Raw genomic sequence first — 24,221 nt, forward strand, 5'->3', positions numbered from 1 at the left:
CGAAATAAAGGGCGTAAGCGAGATCAATCGTGACTTACTGGCGTCCATTTTACGCTTCCTAAGCTTGAAGATCACTGAATTGGTTAACCCTAAAACAGAAAAATGCTATAGTGCGCGCCACACGGATTTTCATTGCAGAGGCTATTTCCACATGATTTTTAAGGATTTACGCAGCTTTATTGATCATCTGGAAGCCAATGGCGAACTCAAACGCATTAGCTACCCAGTTGATCCTCATTTAGAAATGACAGAGATCGCCGATCGCGTATTACGCGCTAAGGGCCCTGCGCTATTATTTGAAAATCCCAAAGATCATCACATGCCCGTGTTGGTAAACCTGTTCGGTACGCCAAAACGTGTGGCCATGGCGCTCGGTAAAGATGACCCCTTAGCGTTGCGGGAAGTGGGCGAACTGTTAGCCTTTTTAAAAGAACCTGAACCACCACGGGGCTTTAAAGACGCGATCGCTAAGATCCCTATGTTCAAGCAAGCCTTGAATATGCCGCCAAAGACAGTGCGCAATCCCCCTTGCCAACAAGTGATCAAAACCGGCGATGAAGTCGATTTGACCCAATTACCTATTCAGCATTGCTGGCCGGGCGATGTCGCACCACTGGTGACATGGGGCTTAACCATCACCAAAGGCCCGCGCAAGAGTCGTCAGAATTTAGGTATTTATCGCCAACAATTACTGGGTAAAAACAAGCTGATCATGCGTTGGTTATCCCACCGTGGCGGCGCGTTAGACTTTGCTGATTTTAAACAACAATTCCCCGGTGAGCGTTATCCGGTTGTGGTCGCACTCGGCGCCGATCCTGTAACCATTTTAGGTGCCGTCACCCCAGTCCCCGATTCCATGAGCGAATACGCTTTTGCCGGTTTACTGCGCGGTGAACGTACCGAAGTCTGCAAGGCATTAAGCTGCGACTTAGAAGTGCCCGCCACCAGTGAAATCATCCTCGAAGGTTATATCGATCCTGAAGAACTGGCGGAAGAAGGCCCCTACGGCGATCATACGGGTTACTACAACGAAACCGATAAGTTTCCAGTATTTACCGTTACCCACATCACTCACCGTAAAGATGCCATCTACCACAGCACTTACACAGGCCGTCCACCGGATGAGCCCGCCATGCTTGGAGTTGCATTAAACGAAGTGTTTGTGCCGATTTTGCGTAAGCAATATCCTGAGATCGTTGATTTTTATCTACCGCCTGAGGGTTGTTCGTACCGCATGGCTGTGATCTCTATTCGCAAACAATATCCGGGACACGCCAAACGGGTGATGATGGGCGCGTGGTCTTTCCTACGCCAATTTATGTACACTAAGTTTATTGTCATCGTCGATGAAGATGTGAACTGCCGTGACTGGCAAGATGTGATCTGGGCGATCACCACCCGCATGGACCCTAAACGCGATACTGTGATGATCGAAAACACCCCGATCGACTACCTCGATTTTGCCTCACCCGTCGCGGGCTTAGGCTCAAAAATGGGACTCGACGCCACCAATAAGTGGGAAGGCGAAACCAACCGCGAATGGGGCACGCCAATCGTGATGGATCCAAAAGTAAAACAAAAGATCGACTCAATCTGGGATGAGTTAGGCATAGACGACAGCCCAACCCTATAATTCAGCTTAAGCCGTTACTCAAGTATCGGCTTAAGCCAAGAGAATAGGCCAATAACAGGCCGCTAAAGCGACACCTAGACACATACTGTTGAAGAAAGGTGCAAAGGAAGTTTGATGAAAACCATACGTTGTAAGATAGAGAAAGTTAGCCCATTTAACGATGCCGTATATCAAGTATTGTTAAGACCAGAAACCGCCTTCGATTTCCAAGCGGGGCAATACTTATGTGTTGTCATGGGTGAAAAAGATAAACGTCCCTTCTCTATCGCATCAGCGCCAAACGCCGAGCTGATCGAATTACACATTGGCGCCGCTGTCAGTGAAAGCTACCCAATGCAAGTGGTCGAGCGCATGAAAGCCTGCGCCATTGATGGCAGCACTATCGATATCGAAGCCCCAGGCGGCGAAGCCCACCTGCGCCACGAAAGCCAACGCCCTCGCCTCTTAATCGCCGGCGGCACTGGTTTCTCTTACATTAAAAGTATCGTCGAGCACCAAATCGCCATTGGCCAACAGGTTAAAACCACCTTGTATTGGGGTTGTCGTACCCAAGATGCCATGTATTTTGAAGCCATAGCCCGCCAATGGCACGATGCCCACCCTTGGTTGAACTTCGTCCCAGTGATCGAAGAAGCCCCAGCCAATTGGCAAGGTAAAACCGCCAATTTGTTAGCGCAAATTAAGCAAGATTTTGTCAGCCTAAATGGCTACGACATCTATATCGCCGGCCGTTTCGACATGGTGGGTGCAGCACGGGAAATCTTCCGTGAGATTGGTGTAGAGGAAGCGCATCTCTACGGTGATGCGTTCGCGTTTATCAAATAACGCAATAATTGGTTAGCTTAGCTGGCTAACGTTGCCAGCATAGGCTTAAATAATAAACCCCAGCTTTTACTGGGGTTTTGTTTTTACTTTCAATAAGAAAATGACACTTGCGGCATCTTAATCATAAAATAAACAGCAAGATAAAAAAAAGCGGAATCACAACCAACTGAACCAGCATCAAGATCTTGTCGAACCTCGTCACATGAGGGGCCAGGAGTTTAGGATCGAAGAGGTTTTCCTTCCTGTGCATCTTGTCGAACCAAACCGGGCTCAGCGCCGCCCTCATATACAGGAAGATCCGCCCCCCCATCAGATCGAAGGACTGATGAGGGATGCCTGATTTAAGCAGCACAGCGTCATACTTTTTTACGACTTTCAGCCGATACCAAATATGCAGCCCGACAGCAAAAACAAAATCGGCCCACATCAGTAAGATAAAAAATATCCGTTGAGCATCAGTAAGTATATGCATCTATCTCCGGCTCATTGTCTGTGAAGTAATCATTCTTGCTCCAACTGAGTATCTTCCTCCAAGCCTTGCTTGTCTGCCGACTAGGGAGTAATAGGGCTACGCCGAAAACTAGCCAGTCATCCATGACTAGACTCACGCAATGCTATTTAAAACAAAGAGTCCAATGCCCCGCGGCAACTTCACAGGGGAACGGTGTCAGCTTTAACATAAAATGTATGCCTGTCCGCTCTTTTCCGCTGCCTAGGAGGAGACGTCAATTTGGATCTCATTAGGGCGCAACAGACGCCGGATATATGTCGTAAGACCGCGAACCATTAACGACCGATACCCCATTGTGAAAGGTGATCTATCGATTAGCGCAAATGTAGTTTAAACAAAGTAGGACATTGGTCTTGCTAAACCCGAGGTGACCATATATGTCCTATCTTTTGCATCTAACATCACTAAAAACGTCTGCAGATTTAGGCTCATTTAGCTTAGACACATCATAATAATTAGCTATAACACAATGAATATACATTGCTTGTTCACTGTTAACCTCAAAAACCCGCCACCCATTTTTTTCGTAAACGAACATCTTATTTAATGAGGCAATCGCAATGATTTCCTTAGAATCACTTTTCTTATAAAGAAAAACAAAGTTATCTTTTTCTGGAAGAGTCTCTACAAATGAAAATATTTCTGATGCAAAAACCTTATTTAATTCAATATTAGCATCAAGTTTCACCCTAGCAATTAATTCAAATTCTGGAACCGATTTAAAAACTCGATACTTTGTCCAGAAGCCATTGTAAATTATTTCATTTGCAGTGCTGTTTGGCATTGCAAAGAATTGAAATGCTACTATCACCATTAAACTTATATAACTGGCTTTTAACATGACTATCCACCCTCAGTTGGTCGACAAGTTGCTCCAGAGACTGTCACAGTTTCTCCGTCACCATGGTCTGTTCTAGTTCCTTCTCCAGTCTGCCTATTAACTTCATTTTCCATATCAATCGTTGGTTGCAAATTGCCGCTTGATTCAGTTCCATTATCAGTGAGCACAACGTGTATCAGTTCACTGTAGTGATGTGATGGACATCGCAGCACCTAAGCTAGCAGTATTATGCCAAGCTTGAAGCTGACAAATAGTTCAGGAGGTTTTCATCATGGATATTAAAGTTATTGGTATCGATTTAGTCAAAAATGTTTTTCAAGCTTGCGTTTGTCTTATGGATAACTCAATCATGAGTAACAAAAAGGTTAACATAAACAAGCTGCTCGATAAAATTAGACAATTCCCCGAAGGTAGCCTTATTGCTATGAAGGCTTCTGGGACAGCTCATTACTGGGGAAGACAATTTCAAGCACTTGGTTATCAAGTGCAACTGATCCTTGCTAAACATGTTAAGCCATTCGTTGCAAACCAAAAGAATGATGCCAACGATGCCCTCGCTATATGCGAAGCTGCTTTCAGACCTAATATCCACGTGATTCCAGTTAAAACTGTTGAGCAACAAGACATTAAAGCATTACGTTGTGTACACAGTCGTCTAGTTCAAAATAGAACCGCCATGGTAAATCAAATTCGAAGCCTAGCGAGCGAGTCTAGTGTGATCTTCTCTGTCAGCAGATTGCAACTACAAGCGTCACTTAGCAGTATTTTAGCAGACTGAACAGGTCTCATCGGAAAAGATGGAACAGGGCAGAACTCTTTTAAGATTAACAGTTTGCACCGAAACCTTAGGAGTTCACCTTCCCCTGCGAAGTTGTCGAAATACGCAGATAAAAATGCCGTGGCGACATCATGGATGATGGCGCAGGCTCGGGGGGGACAGGGATGTCCCATCTGAGCCGTTAGGCAATTTTTATTGGAGTATGAGACCACTAACCAATGCATGTAACTTCGCTAGGGGCGGCAAGGGAGATCCAAGAGGGAATTGCTGTTGATCCCCTCTTGGTCGGGTGTGGGGTGAAGCCCCACGACTTTGATTTTTCTTTTAAAAAAAGCTTAAGTCATGAATTGCTCTGCCATGAGATACCAAAACTCATAATTCAAAAACTCAAACGAAGTTTGAACACCCAAAGCCCTGCGGCGAATGAGCAGCCCCCTACACTTGTGGTCTATGTAGATCGAAACGCAGATCTTCGGAGATCCCATAATAGGCCGATGGGCCGCCGGCACGTAATACGGGCTCGGCAAGTGCAGTTTGATAAATCCCCTCGGCATTGAGTAAATGCTTGGCGATATGCACGGCCACCACCTCACCTAGTACTAACCAAGTATCAATCTTGTCGCCATTGGCGGCGGTGAGTTGAATACATTGCGACAACTTACATTCAAAATTCACTGGGCTTTCAGCCACTAAATCGGCCTTAACAATCGTGCCTGCTTTAGCCGTGAGTCCGGCAAAGCTAAACTCATCTTGACCGCGTGGCAGCATGGCGGAGGTTTGATTCATTTTCTCGGCAAGGCTGCGAGTGGTGAGGTTCCACACAAATTCCCCTGTTTCGACGATATTGGCGACACTGTCTTTCCAACCTGTGCTGGCAAAGCCGATGATGGGCGGTTTGTAATTGAAACAATTGAAAAAGCTGTAAGGGGCGAGATTGCGTTGCCCCTCGGCATTCCGTGATGAAATCCAGCCGATCGGTCGAGGACCCACAATTGCATTTAAAGGATCGTGTGCAAGACCATGGCCTTTGCTCGGTTCGTAAAAATAGCGGTTATCAGCGGTCATACTTGATCCTTTTGTTATTGCCACATTGTTATTGCCACAACCGTGACGTGAGCGATTAACACAGCCATCACTGGCACACTTTTATGGTCGCTATCTTACCTAAGTTCCTTGGATGTCGCCAAAACTCTGCGGCATAAGTTAAGTGAGAGCTAGGATAAAAATCAGGCTGTAAATTTTAGATCCAACACACTCTTCTGCTAAAGTGATGCTGATCAGTGGGCTAAATGGCTAACTCTGCTAGGTGGCAAATAAAGGAGTCGTGAATGGACGCGATAAAAAGAATATGGAAAAGGTTGTTATTGGCCACAGTGCTGTTGGCGACGGGTTGTGCCAGTGTAGCGCAAATCGATTTCAATGCTCTGTTTGGCACTAGCTCACCGCAAAAGCGCGTCGAGAATGCACAGCTTAACAACCAATTTGTTCAACAGGCCGAATTTGTGCACAAAGAAGTTGAACCGATCCTCAATAGCCGCTGCGTGGTGTGCCATGCCTGCTACGATGCTCCCTGCCAGTTCAAAATGACCTCAAGCGAAGGCATAGAACGCGGAGCGAGTAAGGAAAAAGTCTATCAAGGCACACGTTTAGTCGCCGCCACGCCCAATCGCTTATTTGTCGATGCCTTTACCCCAGAAGCTTGGCGTCAACGCGGGTTTTACCCCATGTTAAACGAGCGCAATCAAACTCCAGAAGCCAATACCCAAGCCTCAGTATTGGCCAGAATGCTCACGCTTAAGCAAATGCATCCCCTGCCCGAAGACAAGATTTTAGATAAGCGTTTTGATTTCAGCCTCGACAGAGTTCAGCAATGCGCCAACCTAGAGGAAATGGACAAATACGAGCAAAGCCAACCGTTTGCGGGCATGCCCTATGGCTTGCCAGCGCTGAATGCGAATGAACATCAAGTGTTGATGCACTGGCTCGAACAAGGTGCGCCGTTGCCGTTCGCACCATCGCTAGCCCCTGAATTTATAACGGAAATCACCCATTGGGAGCAATTCTTAAACGGTGACAGTTTAAAAAGCCAATTAAGTGCACGCTACATCTACGAGCATTTGTTTGCCTTTCACTTATATTTTGAATCTTTAAATCAGCCAAGCGCCCAGCCTCTGTTTTTCGAGTTAGTTCGTTCGAGGACGCCGCCGGGGCAAGCGCTGGATATTATCGCCTCCCGCCGCCCCTTCGACGATCCTAAGGTGGAACGTGTCTATTACCGTTTTCGACCTTATCGAGCGACCATAGTCGATAAAACTCATATCCCCTATGCCTTAAATACCGGCTTGCTGCACGACTGGCAGCAATGGTTTATCGATGCAGATTACTCAGTGACTCAGCTGCCGAGCTACCAGCCGAGCATTGCGGCCAATCCCTTCGAAGCCTTTATTCAAATTCCTGCCGGTGCGCGCTATCGCTTTATGCTGAACCGCGCCCAAGACACCATTATGGGCTTTATCAAAGGCCCAGTGTGCCGTGGTCAGGTGGCGCTCAATGTGATTAACGACAGATTCTGGGTGTACTTTGTTACCCCAGATTATATGGACGACACGGATTTTAGGACCTTCTACCATTCCCAGATTGAAAACCTACGAATGCCAGCGGAGGAAGAAAGCACTGCACTCGCCGTAACTTGGGTGAAATATGCCGCCAAGCAAGGCAAGTACATGCGGGCGCGTAATCAGTTCTTGAATGAGAAGTTTAAAAACGGCCAACACCTCACTATCGACGGGCTCTGGGATGGTGACGACAACAATGATAATGCTAGCCTGACAGTGTTTCGCCACTTCGATAATGCCACTGTGGTCAAAGGTTTAGTTGGCGAGCCGCCCAAAACCGCTTGGATTATCGATTACGCCTTATTGGAGCGTATCCACTATTTACTGGTCGCAGGTTTCGATGTGTATGGTAACTACGGCCACCAGCTTTTAACTCGCTTATACATGGATTTTTTACGCATGGAAGGGGAATCAAATTTCCTGACCTTATTACCACAGGAGGAAAGGCGCAAACAGTTTAGTGATTGGTATCAAGGGGCTGGCACTCAGCTCACGGCGTTTATCGCGGGGGATATCAACACCTTTAATCAGCCCACGGGCGTTCTCTACTATAGCGATGACCTCAAGGGCGAGTTGTATCAAAAGCTCGGGCAGAAAGTCGCTAAGGTTCAGCCAAATAGATATCAAATAGAAAACAGCAACTTGCAAGCCAACAGCAAGGCGCTGTTGCAGGCATTAGGTCGATTAAAAGGCACCCAAGCGACCCTGTTACCTGAACTAACCATGATCATGGTCGAGCCAGAAAAAGCGGGTAAAGCCGAGGTCTTTACCTTAGTTCGCAATAGTGCTCATCGTAATATTTCGAGCCTGTTTAATGAGGCCAGTAACCGCGAACCCGCAAAGGATGATGTCACCTTAGTGCATGGTTTATTGGGCAGTTACCCAGAAGCCTTCTGGCTGGTGAAAGAACAAGATTTACCTAAAATCGTGGCGGCGGTAGAGCAAATGCAAACCGAGAAAGACTATGAGGCACTGCTCGATATTGCGGCTGTACGCCGTAGCGATCCCACATTTTGGGCCTTTAGTGACAAACTCAATCAGATATTTTTCGACAATCATCCAATAGAAAGCGGTTGGCTGGATTACAACCGCCTGCAAAATCGTTAATAAAAAGGGGAACGCTAGCGTTCCCCTTGCTTTTAAATCAACCCAGTAAACTTACCAGATCTTAACGCGATCTTCTGGCGCTAAATACAGCTTGTCGCCAGGCTTAACATCGAATGCGCTATACCAAGCATCTAAGTTACGCACTGTCAGCGCGCGGTACATGCCGGGTGCATGGCCATCGGTAGCGACGCGAGCCCGCAGCGCTTCATCACGCATCTTAGTGGCCCAGGTTTGCGCAAAGCCGATAAAGAAGCGTTGATCGCCCGTAAATCCTTCAATCACTGGGGCTTCTTTACCGTTAAGCGAGGCATGGTACGCATCAAGAGCCGCGGCTAAACCCGCCACATCAGCAATGTTTTCACCTAAGGTCAGCTTGCCATTGACGTGTAAATCAGGGAAAGGTGCATAGGTATCAAACTGCCCAGCTAACGCATCGCCTTGCTTAGCAAACTGGGCAAAGTCAGCGGGCGTCCACCAGTTACGCATAGCGCCAGTCGAGTCGAATGCCGCACCATTGTTATCAAAGCTATGGCTGATTTCATGGCCAATCACAGCGCCAATCGCACCATAGTTGTAAGCCGCATCGGCCATAGCATCGAAGAATGGTGGCTGTAGAATACCCGCAGGGAAGTTAAGCGCATTTTGCACGGGTAAGTTCACCGCATTCACCACTTGCGGTGTCATCCACCACTCGCCTTTATCCATTGGTTTGCCAATCTTGGCGAGCTGATGGCTGTACTCTACTTTTTCACCATTGATGGCATTAGCGTAGGCATTAGTCGCCGTTACAGTATAGCTGTCGTAGTTGCGCCATTTGTCGGGATAACCCACGCCCACTGCCATAGTCGCCACTTTCGCTAGGGCTTCTTTCTTAGTGGAAGGGTCCATCCAATCGAGTTTTTCCACTCGCTGACCAAAAGCGGCCACTATGTTATCTACCATAATGCTGACTTCAGCCTTAGCCGAAGCAGGGAAATATTGCTCGGCATAGGCATGGCCTACGGCATCACCTAGGTATTGATCGAGTGCCGCTAAAGCACGTTTATCGCGGCCACGCTGTTCTGGCGTGCCAGAAAGTTTAGTGCCATTAAAGGCAAACGAAGCATTGTCGATGGTCGATGGCAACACATCGGCGTGGCTGTTGATCTGGTGGAACACGAGCCAATCTTTCCAAGCTTCTAAAGGCTCAGAGGCCACCAGCGCAGAAAGTCCCGTAATCGCTGTAGCATGGTAGGCTGCAAATTTTGGCTGATTGCCTAATTGCGCTGCCGCGAGGAAGGCTGTCCAGTCGATACCCGGTGCTTTGGCATCAAAGTCAGCACGGCTCCACACGCCCGAAGACTTAGCGAAATCTTCGCTATCTTCACGGCTAGCGTGGGCGGCAGCGATCTTGCTCTCAAGGGCAAAAATACGATCGGCACGGGCAGCGGCATCGCTCACGCCCGCATCTTTGAGCAAGGTTTCAATGTAAGCACGGTAAGCACTGCGAATGTCGGCCATTTTAGGATCGGCAGACAGGTAATATTCGCGCTCAGGTAAGCCTAAACCGCCCTGCAAAAAGTAAGGCAAAACTTCGCCCGGCGTGGCTAAACCTTGGGTTACGAAGACCCCAAACAGGTTTTCGGTATGGAAATCGGTCGCGTTGAGAGGGTCAACATCAGCGCGCAGGTTTTCACCTAATGCTGCGGATAAATCTTGCTTGCTTGCAATGGCCTCATAACGGGCGATATCCGCCTCGGCAGGTTTCATTCCTGCGGCATCAATGGCGGCAGTATCTGTGTAAGCCTTGTAAAAATCGGCGATACGCGCTTCGTCGCTACCCGCCGTATGCTGCGCTTTTACCAGTTCAGCAATCAAACTGGTTTTATGCTTTTCGGTCGCTTCAAAGGCAACGAGGAAAGCACCAGTGCTGGAGCGATCGGCTGGGATCATCGTCGTTTTCATCCACTCGCCATTGGCGTAGGTATAAAAATCATCCCCAGGTTTTACGGTTGGCGACATAGCCGCGACATTAATACCTACCGGCATTTGAGCGGCAACGTCTTGGCTTTTAGATGCACTTTCGCTGGTTTTAACTGTGTTTTCTGTGGTGTTATCACTGCAAGCAGTGAGCCCCGTCAGTACTGAAGTAGACAGTAACAGCGCGGGAATAAGACGGTCCGACATGAATGACTCCTCTTTCTTTTATTATTGTATTTATCTTGTGATGATTAGGTTTTGCAGTGTAACTGGCACTGAATGAAGAAGTAAAACAAAGCCACTTTTTATGATAAAAAGTTAATGCAAACATTTTGAGCCAGTCTACCGAGGCAACCTGAACTTTGTATTCTGCGGCGCATTTCTTTAAAATTGCCGCCCACTACTTATTGTTTATTGTTCCCAAGGCAATCCAAATGAAACTCACCCGCTTAACTCAACCTATTTATGACCACTTATATCGTGATATCAGTGAGTTTCGTAGCACCTTCGACTTGCCTGTTAGTGATGTTGATTCCTTAGATGACAAGGCCGACACTTTACATACTTCATTGATTATTGAAGAGTTAACTGAACTAGCAGAAGCCGATAGCCGTATCGAGCAAGCCGATGCCATCGTCGATTCTGTGTATGTGTTAATGGGGCGTTTAGTGCATTTAGGCGCACAAGCCATGACCGACAGACTCGAAATCAGTTACCTGATTGACTTGTTGCTATGCGTCGCTAAAAACCGTGAAATCGACTTTATTCGCTGCTGGGACGAAGTCCATTCAAGCAATATGAGTAAAGTGTGCCGCAACGAGCAAGAACTGGCTGAGACAGTTGCTTTTTATGCTAAGCAAGGTGTTGAAATTGTTGGTAGTCAACAAGGCGACTTCATCATAGCCAAATGCGCTAAAGATGTGGAGATGGCGGGTAAAGTAGTTCGCCAAGGCAAGGTACTAAAATCGGTTTACTACCGCCCTGCAGATCTGACTACACTGGTTAAAGCCTAGATTTGATAGCTTTTTTTAGAGCCTGTTATTTGCAGGCTCTTATTTCGCCAGAGCGATTATCCAGCAGTAATGACTTTTCAGCGTGTGTTTTAACGAGGCAATCCGTATGAATCCTGCGAAAGTAGTGCGTGCCAAGGTGAAGCAATTAACTGATTTGCCGAATATTGGCAAAGCCTGTGCGGCGGATTTACGTTTGCTCGGTATAGATAAACCTGAGCAACTGCTGGGGCAAAATCCCTACGATTTGTATCGAACTCTGTGTGACAAAACGGGCCAGCGACACGACCCGTGCATGATCGATGTGTTTATCTCCATCACCCGTTTTATGGCGGGCGAAGATGCTAAACCTTGGTGGTTTTACACCGATGAGCGCAAAAATACCTTAGGGCAGACTAAACCTTAGCTTTTAGCTTCCCGCCTGTTTATCACTTTGTATTATTTCAGGTTCTTCCCTTAACCATTCCCGCCAAATCGCCACCAGCAAGGCCATCAATACTGGGCCGACAAACAAACCGACAAAACCCATGGTTTTCACGCCGCCGATCAAACCGAAAAAAGTCGGTAAAAATGGCAATTTAATCGGCCCGCCGACAAGATTAGGTCGCAGGGTTTTATCGACAATAAACAGCTCTATACTGCCCCAAAGGAACAAGCCGACGCCCGCCGTCATATCGCCAGTGCCGACAAGATAGAGTGAAATCAAGGTAAACATGGTTGGCGCGCCGCCGGGAACCAAGGCCATAAAGGCGGTTAACACCCCAAAAGCCACGGCCGATGGCACACCCGCAATCCAATAGGCAATCCCCAGCACTATGCCCTCACCGATCGCGATAAGCGTCATGCCAATCACCGTCGAACTGACCGTAGCAGGCACCACACGGGAGAAGCTATGCCAGCGGGCGGGCAATACTCGCTCGCCGACAATATCCAGCTGCTTGGCCACTTGCTCGCCATCTTTATAGAGGAAAAACAACGTAATAAGCATAAAGAGTAAGGTCAGTAGCAGGCCTAGTGTGTTCCAGCCCAATTGCAGCACCCAACGGGAAATGCCACTCAGGTTCTGACCACTGATGGCACTGATAATTTTGCCTAGCTCGTGGGGCTCACCGATAAATTGCTGCCATTGCAGGGTTAACCATTCACCCATCCAAGGTAAATCTTTGATCCACAAGGGCACGGGCGAACCATGTTGGTTAGTAAACACCAACCAATCAACCCAAGTTCTTATCTCTTGTAACGCATAGGAAAATACAAACACCAGCGGGATAATCAACCCGAGCACAATACAACATAGGGCAATGGTTGCCGCCAACGCCGAACGACCACCGCATTTTGCCAATAGTTTTTGATAAAGAGGCCAACTCGAAAAACACACAATCAAGGCGGCTAAGGCAGGCACTAAAAAGTCGATAAAAAAGAATACACCAGCGCATAAGAGCAAAATCAACAAACTACGCCCAATCGCGGCATTACTGAAAATCGGCGTCATAGTGCTAACACTCCCCACAATACAATCCAACGATAAAATGGAAAACACTCGGCATTGTGCCAACCGTTAACGTTTGAGCTCAACCCGTTCTGTGAGTCAGTTTATTGCGCAGCGCTTCCCATGGGCAATCACTTTAATACCGAATATTGCGTTGTGTATCGATTCAATCTTTTAAGAAAAAGGCCTTTGGCTATCTATCAAAGGCCTAACAGTTGAAATGAGCTTATTGAGCCGAGAGCTGCTTAACGAGTTGCTCTGGCTGACTAAAGTCGGTAATGCGCTGAATGACTTTCCCGTCCTTAACCCACAGTAACGTCGGGATATTGCGGATTTTAAAATGATTAAATAACACGCCTAACTCATCGATACTAAAATCGATTTTAGTCTGATAAAGCTGCTTAAAATCTTCGAGTGCTTTATCGTCTGTCCACAGGTGATTGACCACACCGTGCCACGCTTTATTCGGCACTTTTTGCGCGAGATTATTTAAGCCTTTTTGGACGGCAATACACTCTTTCGACATTTCTGGACGGCTCTCTGCCAAGTACCAATCACACCAAGTTGCAGTGAAAAAGAGTAGATGCTCACCTTGTTCCCAAGGCTTCAGTAACTTAGCCGTTTGCTCGGCACTGGGCGCCTCTGTTGCCTGCGCCGTCAACTCTTGGCCATTCGCCAACATATCGATAAATTTATCTAAATTAGCATCTGACTCGTGGCTAGTGTAAACCACATCACCCGCACGATTGATTAATACACTATAGGGCGTGCCGACTAAGCCTAAAGCCACACCCAACTCACCTTCATTATCCAACCACACTGGCATAGTGAGCCCGAAGCGCGCGATAACGTCAGCGATCTTAGGCTGCTCTTCATTAATATTGATGTTCACTGCGACGATATTAATCTTGTCCTGATACTTCTTCTGCAAGGCTTCAAAATGCGGCATTTGTTCCATACAGGGCTGACACCAAGTTGCCCAAAACTTTAGATATATCGGCTTGTTACCCGCAACGCTGCCTAAGGTCACTTGCTGCTGATCGGGATAGGTTTTAAGTGCGATATCTTGATAGGCTTTGTCGCCCGCAAACGTAGCAAAACTCACGACGGCAAGGCACATAACAATGATTTGACGTAACAACATAGTGTTTTCCTTAAATTGATAGACCACTCGCATCCGCACTATGGGGCCAGTGATTTGCAGCCATTTACACAGAAAATACATAATTAAAGGGAGCGACAGTCTACCCAGCAGCCAACCTTTAACCAGTGAGTATAAACTAACAAGTCACTAATTTAGCCATGTAAAATGTAAGCCTTGGTGAGTATATCAATGAGTATTAATGGTCTATTAATACAACATCTTAAACTATCAAGCCTAACGCCAATTGTCTTGTTAGCTCTGCGGCAGGAATCGCCTGACAGCCGGTTGAATTTTGGCCGCACCAGAGCGGGCTAAAATCGCCGAACCCTTGCTGCTCGGCGGCGCTTCGCAATCCTGCGACGGCACTGGAGGCGAGCGGAAAATCCGGTACTGCGTTATTGATAGGTCCAAGTTCAGCCATAAAACGATTCACTATGCCGCGTGCGGGGCGACCAGAAAATAAGTTAGTCAGAGCCGTATGCTGCGCCGCCTCACTTTGCAGGGCGGCGCGATGGATCTCACTGGTGGTGCATTCAGGACAAAGTAAATAAGCCGTCCCAACTTGCACCGCCGAAGCGCCCATCGCCATGGCGGCACGCACGGTTTTGGCATCGACTATGCCACCCGCGGCGATAACGGGCACATCAACGGCAGTAATGATTTGCGGCAATAAACTAAAAGTGCCGAGTTGCTCAGTCAAATCATCGGATAAGAAATGTCCTCTATGGCCGCCAGCTTCTAAGCCCTGCGCAATAATGGCATCTACGCCACGCGCTTCTAACCAGAGCGCCTCTTCCACTGTGGTCGCCGTCGAGATGATCTTAGATCCCCAAGATTTTATCTCCAGCATCAAGTCTTCGTTGGGTAAACCAAAGTGAAAACTCACAACCTCAGGTTTGAATTTAGCTAACACTTCAGCCTGAGCACTGGTGTAGGGCGCGCGTTGTGCTCCCGCAGCTTGGGTATCAGAATGGATACCCAGCTCAGCAAAATAAGGCGCTAGTTGCTTGAGCCATGCAGCTTGTTTCGCCGCTTGCGGTTCGGGCTCGTGATGACAAAAGAAGTTTACATTGATGGGCTTAGTCGTCTGGGCGCGGATCTGTGTCAACGCGGCATCTAAGGCTTCAAGGGATAACATGGCGCAGGGCAAAGATCCCAACGCACCGGCTTGCGACACGGCTATCGTTAAGGCACTGCCCTGAACACCCGCCATAGGCGCTTGAATAATTGGCAATTCGATTCCAAATAATCGGGTTAACTGGCACGGCATACATCATCTCCTTTGACTGGTTATCACTTGACGATCAATCCTGATATGGCCCTGCGGCTAAACGCTGGGAGATCCACCACAGATTGCCCACGGGATCCCGCACTCCACCTTGGCGATCGCCATAGGGTTTATCCGCCACTGCCATGATTAACTCGCCCGCAGCAGCGAGTGCCTGAGCTACCGATTTATCGGCATCTGCCACATACAAATAGTAGGATGCTGGCATTGGCGGAAACGCTTCACTCGCCTCGCTTAACATAAATAGGCAGTCGCCGATTTGCATCTGCGCATTGGCTATTTTGCCATCCAATCGATGGGAAATATGTAGCGCTTTAGCATCAAAGGCTTTTTGCATAAAGGCCACTAAACTATCGGCATTGTTGATAATCATATACGGGCTAACCCGTGAAAATCCTGGCGGAATAAACATAACGACTCCTTGTTACCCAAGCATGATGTTGACAATAGAAAGCCACTATAAGTTATGCACTATAGACCAAGCACGAGGGCGAAAACTAGCCCGCTGCAATTAAGCCTTCAACGTGAAATGTAAACTTAAGCATTCAGTGAACGAGCCAAAGCGTAAAGCCTGCGGATGCGTTGCCCCACGGCGTTTAAGTCATGTTGTATCTTTGCGACCAAACCATAACAGTACTGCTTTACGCTTGTTATTAAACAATAAATTAGCTTTATTTAACTATGATTAAGCAACTACGGATCCTTGTTCTATGCTTAGTTCACTGTTCACTTACCATGATGAGCCTATGCACTTGACTGCATTCTTCGCCCGTTCCCTCAGGATTTGCCTCCTCTTAATCCTCAGTAGTTTCGTCTTTGCAGTGCAGGCAGCTTGGTATCCCGCCGATGTCATTGCCGACGGTCAAAAGACCCTCTACACGCCACTCGCTAAGGCCAATAAAGCATGGCGGATCTGCGCCTTACTTCCCCACGGTAAAGATCAATATTGGTGGGGCGTCGCCTTTGGATTATCACAAGAAGCCGAGCGCCAAGGCGTAACGCTTGGCATTTATGATGCTGGTGGATATGACAAGATTGAGCAGCAAAAACAGCAACTCCATGATTGTTATGCACTCAAGGCTCAAGCTTATATTATTGCCGCCAATACCGCTGACGGACTGATTGCGGATATTGAACAACTCAGCGCTGCGGGCATTCCGGTTATCGATTTAGTCAATGGTATCGCGACCGACAAACTCACGAGTCGCTCCTTAGTCAGCTTTGAAGATATGTCCGTTGCGGCGACAGAATATATTGCGGCGCAGCAGCGAGAAGCTATCAATCAGGAGTCACCTAAGCTTAAAGTGGCGTGGTTTCCTGGTCCTAAGGGCGCCTCTTGGGTGATGGCGGCGGAACAAGGATTTAGACAAGCGGCAGCTAAACAAGAGTTCGACACAATTGAAGGCGGTTACGGCACGACGGAGTTATTTGTTCAAGCGGATTTAGTGCGAAAAGTACTTGCAAAACAAAGCGTAGATTATGTAATTGCCAATGCGGTGGCGGCCACGTTCGCGGCGCGCTTTTTAGATGGACGCCGGAATCAAACCGGCAAAGTCATCGCATTTTACTCTAATGCGCAAACTATAGAATTAGTGCAGAAAAAGCAGCTACTCGCGACAGTCAGCGACTCACCGGTATTGCAGGCTCGAATTGCCATCGATCTCGCGGTGCGCGCACTCGAAGGTGCGCCTTATCCCCGCAGAGTGAGCCCTGTTATCAAGGTTATCTCCCAAGACAACATCCACCAAATCGATTTAGAACAAATATTAGCGCCGGAAAATCAATGGATGATCCATCAAGATCTGCCCAGCGTAAACGGTACTCGTTAAATCAAATAGTCCGCACCCAGCCCAACAAATAAGGCTAAACCTGCCCAGTTATTATTGAGGAAAGCTTTAAAACAAGGGGCTCGTTCACGATCAAAGATCAGCATTTGTTGGTAAGTACTAAAACCGACAAAAGTCAGTATACCTAGACCATAGATCAAACCACGGTCGGCGCTCCAACCTGCGGCGATAAAACAAGCCAACGCAGCAAGCTGAAATAACCCTATGATTTGGCGATCATATTTACCGAACAAAATCGCAGTAGATTTAATACCCACTTTTAGATCATCATCCCTATCGACCATGGCATACATAGTGTCGTAGGCGACAGTCCAACACCAATTAGCTGCAAATAACCACCAAGCCTCCATCGGCACTTCACCCGTTTGCGCGGCGTAAGCCATAGGGATAGACCAGCTCCACACTATGCCTAAAAACATCTGCGGCATGTTGGTGATACGTTTAGTGAAGGGGTAAATAATCGTGAGGATAATGCCAACAACGGATAGTTTAACGACTAATCCATTGAGTAATAAGACTAAACCAAAAGCGGATAAACCTAAAATGACGAACAGTATCAGCGCTTCTTTGGTGCTGATTTCGCCACTGGCCAGCGGGCGAGATCGAGTGCGTTCAACAAAAGAATCGAGATCACGATCGGCATAGTCGTTAATAATGCAGCCACAGGCACGCATGATCACTACGCCAATAATGAAGATAACCAATACCTTAAGATCCGGCATGCCACCCGCAGCTAACATTAGCGCCATCAAACATGGCCACAGCAATAATAGCGTACCTATGGGGCGGTCGATTCGAGTAAGACGGGAATACACATCCCACTTTTGCTTTAAATTCATTAACTAGGTACTCCCAATACCCTCAAGTTTCCACTCGTTTTCAGGCTTAGCATCATATACCCATGCTTCTCCCGATGCGAATTCATCCCCTAAAAGCGTGTCACAAAAAGCTGACATTTATCGTGATGATGGCAGTCATCACAGCGCTTCTAAACGAGCGTAAGCCACTACTAACCACTTGCTGCCAAAGTCAGTAAAGCTGACTTGCACTCGCCCTTGAGCACCGCTGCCCTCAAAGTTGGTCACCTTGCCTTCACCAAATTTAGGGTGATTGACTCGTTGGCCGACGTTAAAACCGGTATCGTTTGTGGCAGCCGACTTTTGGGTGCTAAAACGATTATTCGCCATAGGGGTTGAAACCTGCGCTTTGAGGCGGATTTCATCCACATATTGCGGTGGGATCTCTTTGATAAAACGCGATGGCCTGGCGTAATCTTCGCGGCCATAAATACGGCGCGATTCCGCATAGGTAATGTAGAGTTTTTCCATCGCGCGGGTCATGCCCACATAGCAGAGGCGGCGTTCTTCATCGAGTCTATCGCCCTCTTCGAGTGCCATTTTACTCGGGAAGATCCCTTCTTCAACACCCGCCATGAACACCATAGTGAACTCTAACCCTTTGGCAGAATGCAGCGTCATTAGCTGCACCGCATCGGTAAAGGCATCGGCTTGGCCTTCGCCTGCTTCGAGCGCCGCGTGGGAGAGGAAACCGTTAAGTTCGCCCATGTCCTCCAGCTCTTCTGGCATTTCGAAGGTACGTGCCGCTGTGACGAGTTCTTCTAAGTTTTCGATTCTGGCGTGGGCTTTTTCACCCTTTTCGGCTTCATACATGGCCTTAAGACCCGAAGCTTGGATCACAGTATCGGCCATGCGATACAGCACCATATCTTGGGTGTCTTCACGCATCGTCATGATTAAGTCCATGAAACCACGCACAGAATTTGCTGCGCGGCCCGCGAGCACTTTCTCGTCGAGCAAACGCACACTCGCCTGCCACAGGGTTAACTCATGTTGACGCGCCGTGGAGCGCAAAATATCCAAAGTGCGATCACCAATGCCACGGGGCGGCGTGTTCACCACGCGCTCAAACGCCGCATCGTCGTCTTTGTTATTAATCAACCGCAGGTAACCCATGGCATCTTTAATTTCTTGGCGTTCGAAGAAGCGTAAACCGCCGTAGATTCGATAAGCTAAGCCTTTGTGTAATAAGGCTTCTTCTAATACCCGCGACTGAGCGTTAGAACGATATAAAATCGCACAATCACTGAGGTTGCCGCCCTTTTCATGCCAATCATTAATCCGGCCGACAATAAAACGCGCCTCGTCCATTTCATTAAAGGCGCAATAGAGCGAAATCGGATCGCCATCGGCTTCATCCGTCCACAACTCTTTGCCCATACGTTCTGGGTTATTGGCGATTAAGGCGTTGGAAGCTTTAAGAATATTGCCCTTAGAGCGATAGTTTTGCTCGAGGCGAATCGTGGTTGCCGTCGGGAAATCTTTTAAGAATCTATGTAGGTTTTCAACCTGAGCGCCGCGCCAGCCGTAAATCGATTGGTCGTCATCACCGACTATCATCACATTGGCAGTTTGACCGGCGAGCACGCGGATCCACGCATATTGAATGGCGTTGGTATCTTGGAACTCGTCCACCAAAATATGCTTAAATCTGTCTTGATAATGGGCCAACAAGTGCGGCTTATTGAGCCATAACTCATGGGCACGTAATAGGATTTCGGCAAAATCGACTAAACCTGCGCGATCGCAAGACTCTTGGTAAACCTGATAGATTTTTAGCAGATTTTGCTCAAGCGGAAAACCGCCCGCATCGATATGTTTAGGGCGTAATCCTTGGTCTTTTTTACCATTGATATAACCCTGAGCTTGGCGTGGAGGATATTGTTTCTCATCCAAATTCAAGCTTTTAAGAATACGTTTGATCAAACGCACTTGATCGTCAGAATCGAGGATTTGGAAGCTTTGCGGTAAACCCGCATCTTGGAAGTGAGTGCGCAACAAGCGATGCGCCAAGCCGTGGAAAGTGCCAATCCACATGCGGCCCATATTAGTGCCAGCGACTTTTTCAACTCGCTCGCGCATCTCAGCCGCAGCTTTATTGGTAAATGTCACCGCAAGAATCGAGTAAGGACTCTGCTGTTCAACCTGCATCAGCCACGCAATACGGTGGGTCAACACCCGAGTTTTACCACTGCCCGCGCCCGCCAACACTAACATGCTAGATTGCGGTGCCGCGACAGCCTCGCGCTGCTTGTCATTCAGGCCGTCTAGTAAAGAAGATACGTCCATTCTCGCCTCCAAAAAATCGAGGAGGCATTATAACAGAAGAAAACCCGCCTGCGCGTTTGATCCACAAGACGAGAGCCATAAGGTGAGTGATATGTTGCCGCATCTTGCTTTGCGCTTGTATTGTAATGACGACATTGATTAAGCACTGTCATTCCCACAATGCTCATGGGTGGGAATCCAGCGTTTCGGTAACAGATCTTTGTTTTTGGGTCGGAATTGAACAAATACAAGGCTGTATTAATTGCTCATAGAGAGGGTGTTCATCATTCTGTTTCAACGATTACGCACTGTCATTCCAGTGACACGCCGTGAATATGTCCCTATAGGCTCGACGACGGCATCCATGCCGTCAACGGTCACTTCCATGACAGTGCTTAATCTTGCCAACCCCTACAGTAATTTGAACCACTTCTTACAAGCATGCACTCTGTAAATTTAAAGATGGATGGCTCGTTAATTCCTGCACAGAAAATTTTATAGTCTCATCATTTTTTACTACTGCTGTTTTCTCTGCACTCGATCCCATTCAGCTTTGAGCATTAAGGGTACGATGCGCTGAAACTCTGCGAGTTTTTCTTTGATACGAGATTCGTTTGTAAGAGCTTGATATACCCTTTCCTCTGAGATAAATGCATCATTTATAAAGGTAACTAATCCTAAAATCTTATTATCAAAAGCTTTATCATTTAAACTATTTGCATCTTTATCTGGGTTAAGCATAAAACTAATCTTAACTGTCTTTTCAATTAGTTCAGATTCAAGTTTCTTAAGCTCTGCATACGTGGATTTGACACTGTCAAAATATTCTCTTGCTTGCCTCTCGTAAATCATTAATTCTCTATAATCATTATTGTTTTCTTCAGAGAGGATTCGCGGCAATCCGCTATTTTCTTCACGGAATTTAGCTCGAAACACAGCGCACCGTCTTTCAGCACTTTTCAAATTTTTAACTATCTCAAGCATATCTTTCTCGATTTTATAGAAATAGAGTAGTTGAATTGCGACTCTGACATAACTACTAGCTTCATCTCGAAAGGTGTTAATCCACTTTTGACGAAATTCGTCAATTACGACTTTGTGACGTTCTTTCTGTTCATTTTTAGCAAGTTGAATTTTGCTTTCTAATGAATCATTATGTTGTTTCTCTTGAGTTTTAAGAAGTTCTAGATGTTCTTCCATACGCTTACTTGCATCTATTTCGATTTGTTCAACCTGCTTATCTGTTTCTCTTCGTAGAGTCCGATGAAGAAAATAGAGTGAGAGTCCAATCGAGCCTACGATACTAACTATCGCCGCCCCAAAATTAATCCACGCGGGTTTGTCAGGTGAGTCCATAAAAAGATGTAAATCGACATCTCTCTTTTCAAGCGATTCATAGTTAACTTTTTGTTCTTTAAGATATTGAGCTATCTCTGTATTTTTCCGGTTGATTTGAGTAACTTGCTTTTTGGCTTCCTCAATATTTGGAATAATAGAATTTTTAAGCTCAGTATTATCTTTAGATACAGCCTCAAGCTTTGCTGTAAGCTCTTTAAGCTGTATTGAAAGTTGTTCTACTGTGACAAGTTCGTCTGCCGATTTTAATGTTGTCTGAGAGTTCTCTGAAGCGTTTACTGCTGTTGATAGAATTAGCGCTATAAAAAATAGGGTTCTTGTTATCATATTATGCTTTTGGGAATGAAGTGCATCATGACGGCACGCTTAGTTAAATAACCAATGAGTTTAACACTTTAACGGTGAAACAAGACATCCACAACTCTTCAATGCTTTAAGTGGCCAACAGACAACTCAACAATCAAAGGAATACGCCATCCCCTCGGAGTTGCCGCAGGGCGAATAGACAAATTGCGTGAGTCTCGCCATGGATGGCGAGCTAGCTTTCGCAGGTGCAGGGACGCATCCTTCGGAAGCGATAGCAAATTTGGCAATGAGCACAAGGGGCTTTCAACTCCGTTGGGGGCGTCATGGAGCATCCAAGGAGGATAGGACGAGCAGTCCTCCTTGGTCGGGTGTGGGGTGAAGCCCCACGACGTTGACTTTGATTTTTATTAAAAAACTCAAAAAAGTCTAGGTAAAATTCCATTAGCAAATAACCAACGCAGAATGGCGAATTTCAACTTATGGATCAGACTCACCTACTATCAAGCTACATCTTCAATTAAGCACGTCACTAGAATGACTATGCTTAATCACTACAACCTGAATAGATAGATCAGCAGCGGAGCTCTGCCCCAACCCTCCTTCTCGATGAGAATAACTTTAGGTAGCGGCGGATCGCGGTTAGAATACTCACCCTGTTTTTCTTGGTTACTTTTTCGGAAACAATTATGTCCCATTCAGCGCTTAATTCTTTTGATGATTTTTACCAGCTTTTGGCTGACAGCTTGGCGAAGAATAGTCTGATCAAACTATTGTTGAGTAAGTACCGAGGGGCAGATAAAAGCCTGCAGCGCATTACGATTCGGCCGATCAGTTTGCAGAATGAACCTGTGCTGTCGTTTGTGTATCAACACCAGACGAATCACATCACTAAAAACCTGAGTTATGACGAAGGGTTAGCCAGCATAAAACTGTTACTCGGTAGCGATTTTAAGAGTGCCCACTTAGCCACGGCGCTGGCAGAAGTTCAGCTTGAGATCAGCAAAAAAGGCAAAATCCAAATCAGCACACATAACGTGAAACAAGCCGTCGCGGCGCCGTTGGAACATGACCGTGAGAAAAAGCGTTTTGTGGATATTGAACGTCCCTTCCTGACTCAGCTCGGGGTGACTGACAGCCAACATAATCTTATCCCTGCGATGTCGCGCAAATGGAAGCAAATCAATAAGTTTATTGAGGTTTTCAGCCAAGCGCTCGAAGCGTCACCCCACAAGAATGACCAACCGATCAATGTGGTCGATTTTGGTTCAGGCAAAGGCTATCTCACCTTTGCAATCCATGATTACCTGCGCCATAGCCTACACAATGATGCGCAGGTGACTGGGGTAGAATTACGCCAAGCCTTGGCCGATTTATGTAATGAAACGGCGGCAACGCTAGATCATCAAGGCTTGTCGTTTGTCTGCGGCGATGTGAGAACCCATGCGCCTAAGCAAACCGATGTGATGATCGCGCTGCACGCCTGCGATATCGCCACTGACTATGCGATTCATTATGGTATCCGCGCCAATGCCGACATCATCATGTGCTCGCCTTGCTGCCATAAACAAATTCGACCGCAGATGCACAGCCCAGAATTGTTTAAACCTATGCTGCAATATGGAGTGCACATGGGCCAACAGGCTGAAATGGTGACGGATTCATTACGTGCGCTATTTTTGGAAGCCAACGGTTATGCGACTAAGGTGTTTGAATTTATCAGCCTAGAACATACCAATAAAAATAAGATGATTTTGGCCGTTAAAAAGCCACAACATAATCAGAAAGACAGCGCCGCAATCCTCGCGCAAATTGCTGACATTAAAGCCTATTACGGGATCAAGGAACATTGCTTAGAAACCTTGCTCTCGCAAACCCAAGCCGATTAACGGCCGGCGGTTTGCTGGTAAAGCATTAGAACTTTGCACTCATGACAACTCCGTTGAAATTGAGGCAATCTTTGATTCTTTGCTGCTGAACCGCGCTAAGGGTGTCGATATCGTGGAAGGCAAACTCTGAATGTTCGTGACTTAAGTGGATCGGCAATGGCTCGGCTTCTGCCCCATCTTTTGCCACATCAGGCCCCTCAGGCAACTCAGGCAACACCAGTTCACAACGAAAGATAAAGGCTTGGGATTGATAGGCGCTGTGATAATACACGCCGCTCAAATAGTTAACCTGCACACCTAAGCCTAATTCCTCTTGGCATTCGCGCACCAAGGCCTCGTGAATCGTTTCACCTGGCTCGAGTGCGCCGCCGGGCAAGCCCCAAGCAAAATTACCGTAATTAGCCTTAAGCAACAGCACTTGTCCCTGCGCATTAGTGATCACCGCATGGCTGCTCAGTCTAAAGGTATCGTTAAAGGCCAATCAGTTATCCTTGCATTTAT

The 24,221-nt window shown here is 47.1% G+C and carries 19 protein-coding genes and 1 pseudogene; 8 read left to right on the forward strand and 12 right to left on the reverse strand.

Features of this window, described 5'->3' with window-relative positions; genetic code table 11:
• Positions 1-151 precede the first annotated feature (151 nt).
• Together ubiD and fre are read left to right on the forward strand one after the other, a co-directional pair.
• Positions 152-1,633 (forward strand): 4-hydroxy-3-polyprenylbenzoate decarboxylase, encoded by a 1,482-nt coding sequence (gene ubiD / locus KV201_RS01335; protein WP_226058297.1) that lies wholly within the window; start codon positions 152-154, stop codon positions 1,631-1,633.
• A gap of 114 nt (positions 1,634-1,747) precedes the next feature.
• A complete protein-coding gene (gene fre, locus KV201_RS01340; RefSeq protein ID WP_006079948.1) occupies positions 1,748-2,458 on the forward strand; it encodes an NAD(P)H-flavin reductase in 711 nt (236 codons plus the stop codon).
• Between the two features lie 121 nt (positions 2,459-2,579).
• Here fre and KV201_RS01345 read toward each other — a convergent pair whose 3' ends face one another.
• Positions 2,580-2,930, reverse strand: coding sequence for a hypothetical protein (locus KV201_RS01345; protein ID WP_226058298.1), 351 nt, complete (start codon positions 2,928-2,930; stop codon positions 2,580-2,582).
• 421 nt (positions 2,931-3,351) lie between these two features.
• A complete protein-coding gene (locus KV201_RS01350; RefSeq protein WP_226058299.1) occupies positions 3,352-3,810 on the reverse strand; it encodes a hypothetical protein in 459 nt (152 codons plus the stop codon).
• A 271-nt stretch (positions 3,811-4,081) separates the two neighbouring features.
• Here KV201_RS01350 and KV201_RS01355 point away from each other — a divergent pair.
• Positions 4,082-4,585: pseudogene (locus KV201_RS01355) on the forward strand (transposase); the annotation flags it as partial.
• A gap of 438 nt (positions 4,586-5,023) precedes the next feature.
• On the opposite strand, the gene KV201_RS01360 reads toward KV201_RS01355, so the two are convergent.
• Entirely contained in the window at positions 5,024-5,653 is a 630-nt protein-coding gene (locus KV201_RS01360; RefSeq protein ID WP_006079942.1) for a flavin reductase family protein, read from the reverse strand.
• 263 nt (positions 5,654-5,916) lie between these two features.
• Here KV201_RS01360 and KV201_RS01365 point away from each other — a divergent pair, with 263 nt between their 5' ends.
• The gene (locus KV201_RS01365; protein ID WP_226058300.1) at positions 5,917-8,310 is read left to right on the forward strand and encodes a fatty acid cis/trans isomerase; all 2,394 of its coding nucleotides are present in this window, start codon (positions 5,917-5,919) and stop codon (positions 8,308-8,310) included.
• A gap of 51 nt (positions 8,311-8,361) precedes the next feature.
• Here KV201_RS01365 and KV201_RS01370 read toward each other — a convergent pair whose 3' ends face one another.
• Positions 8,362-10,476: a M13 family metallopeptidase gene (locus KV201_RS01370; RefSeq protein ID WP_226058301.1), complete on the reverse strand. Its 2,115-nt coding sequence runs from the start codon at positions 10,474-10,476 to the stop codon at positions 8,362-8,364.
• A 227-nt stretch (positions 10,477-10,703) separates the two neighbouring features.
• Between KV201_RS01370 and KV201_RS01375 the strand changes: the two genes are divergently transcribed.
• The gene (locus tag KV201_RS01375; protein ID WP_226058302.1) at positions 10,704-11,282 is read left to right on the forward strand and encodes a nucleoside triphosphate pyrophosphohydrolase family protein; all 579 of its coding nucleotides are present in this window, start codon (positions 10,704-10,706) and stop codon (positions 11,280-11,282) included.
• Between the two features lie 106 nt (positions 11,283-11,388).
• Positions 11,389-11,685, forward strand: coding sequence for a helix-hairpin-helix domain-containing protein (locus tag KV201_RS01380; protein WP_226058303.1), 297 nt, complete (start codon positions 11,389-11,391; stop codon positions 11,683-11,685).
• Positions 11,686-11,688: 3 nt separating this feature from the next.
• Here the strand turns inward: KV201_RS01380 and KV201_RS01385 are convergent, their stop codons facing one another.
• The 4 genes from KV201_RS01385 to KV201_RS01400 form a co-directional block, all read right to left on the reverse strand.
• Positions 11,689-12,771, reverse strand: a complete 1,083-nt coding sequence (locus KV201_RS01385; RefSeq protein ID WP_011845652.1) for an AI-2E family transporter — start codon at positions 12,769-12,771, stop codon at positions 11,689-11,691.
• A gap of 223 nt (positions 12,772-12,994) precedes the next feature.
• Positions 12,995-13,912, reverse strand: a complete 918-nt coding sequence (locus KV201_RS01390) for a thioredoxin family protein (RefSeq protein WP_226058304.1) — start codon at positions 13,910-13,912, stop codon at positions 12,995-12,997.
• A 220-nt stretch (positions 13,913-14,132) separates the two neighbouring features.
• Positions 14,133-15,182, reverse strand: coding sequence for a nitronate monooxygenase family protein (locus tag KV201_RS01395; protein ID WP_226058305.1), 1,050 nt, complete (start codon positions 15,180-15,182; stop codon positions 14,133-14,135).
• A gap of 34 nt (positions 15,183-15,216) precedes the next feature.
• Complete coding sequence (locus KV201_RS01400) at positions 15,217-15,612, reverse strand: VOC family protein (RefSeq protein WP_226058306.1); 396 nt, start codon at positions 15,610-15,612, stop codon at positions 15,217-15,219.
• Positions 15,613-15,910: 298 nt separating this feature from the next.
• On the opposite strand from KV201_RS01400, the gene torT reads away from it, so the two are divergent.
• On the forward strand, positions 15,911-17,029 hold the full coding sequence (torT, locus tag KV201_RS01405; protein WP_226058307.1) for a TMAO reductase system periplasmic protein TorT: 1,119 nt from the start codon (positions 15,911-15,913) through the stop codon (positions 17,027-17,029).
• Here torT and ubiA read toward each other — a convergent pair.
• From ubiA to KV201_RS01420, 3 genes are all read right to left on the reverse strand, one after another.
• Positions 17,026-17,886: a 4-hydroxybenzoate octaprenyltransferase gene (gene ubiA, locus KV201_RS01410; protein ID WP_226058308.1), complete on the reverse strand. Its 861-nt coding sequence runs from the start codon at positions 17,884-17,886 to the stop codon at positions 17,026-17,028. The genes torT and ubiA overlap by 4 nt on opposite strands.
• Before the next feature lie 138 nt (positions 17,887-18,024).
• On the reverse strand, positions 18,025-20,193 hold the full coding sequence (gene uvrD / locus KV201_RS01415; RefSeq protein WP_006084318.1) for a DNA helicase II: 2,169 nt from the start codon (positions 20,191-20,193) through the stop codon (positions 18,025-18,027).
• Positions 20,194-20,688: 495 nt separating this feature from the next.
• Positions 20,689-21,855 (reverse strand): hypothetical protein, encoded by a 1,167-nt coding sequence (locus KV201_RS01420; protein WP_115333775.1) that lies wholly within the window; start codon positions 21,853-21,855, stop codon positions 20,689-20,691.
• Positions 21,856-22,520: 665 nt separating this feature from the next.
• On the opposite strand from KV201_RS01420, the gene KV201_RS01425 reads away from it, so the two are divergent.
• Positions 22,521-23,720, forward strand: a complete 1,200-nt coding sequence (locus tag KV201_RS01425; protein ID WP_226058309.1) for an SAM-dependent methyltransferase — start codon at positions 22,521-22,523, stop codon at positions 23,718-23,720.
• Between the two features lie 25 nt (positions 23,721-23,745).
• Here the strand turns inward: KV201_RS01425 and KV201_RS01430 are convergent, their stop codons facing one another.
• Positions 23,746-24,201 (reverse strand): NUDIX hydrolase, encoded by a 456-nt coding sequence (locus tag KV201_RS01430; protein ID WP_226058310.1) that lies wholly within the window; start codon positions 24,199-24,201, stop codon positions 23,746-23,748.
• Positions 24,202-24,221: the final 20 nt, after the last annotated feature.

It is taken from the genome of Shewanella sp. SR1 (assembly GCF_020447145.1).
Lineage (GTDB): Bacteria > Pseudomonadota > Gammaproteobacteria > Enterobacterales > Shewanellaceae > Shewanella > Shewanella baltica.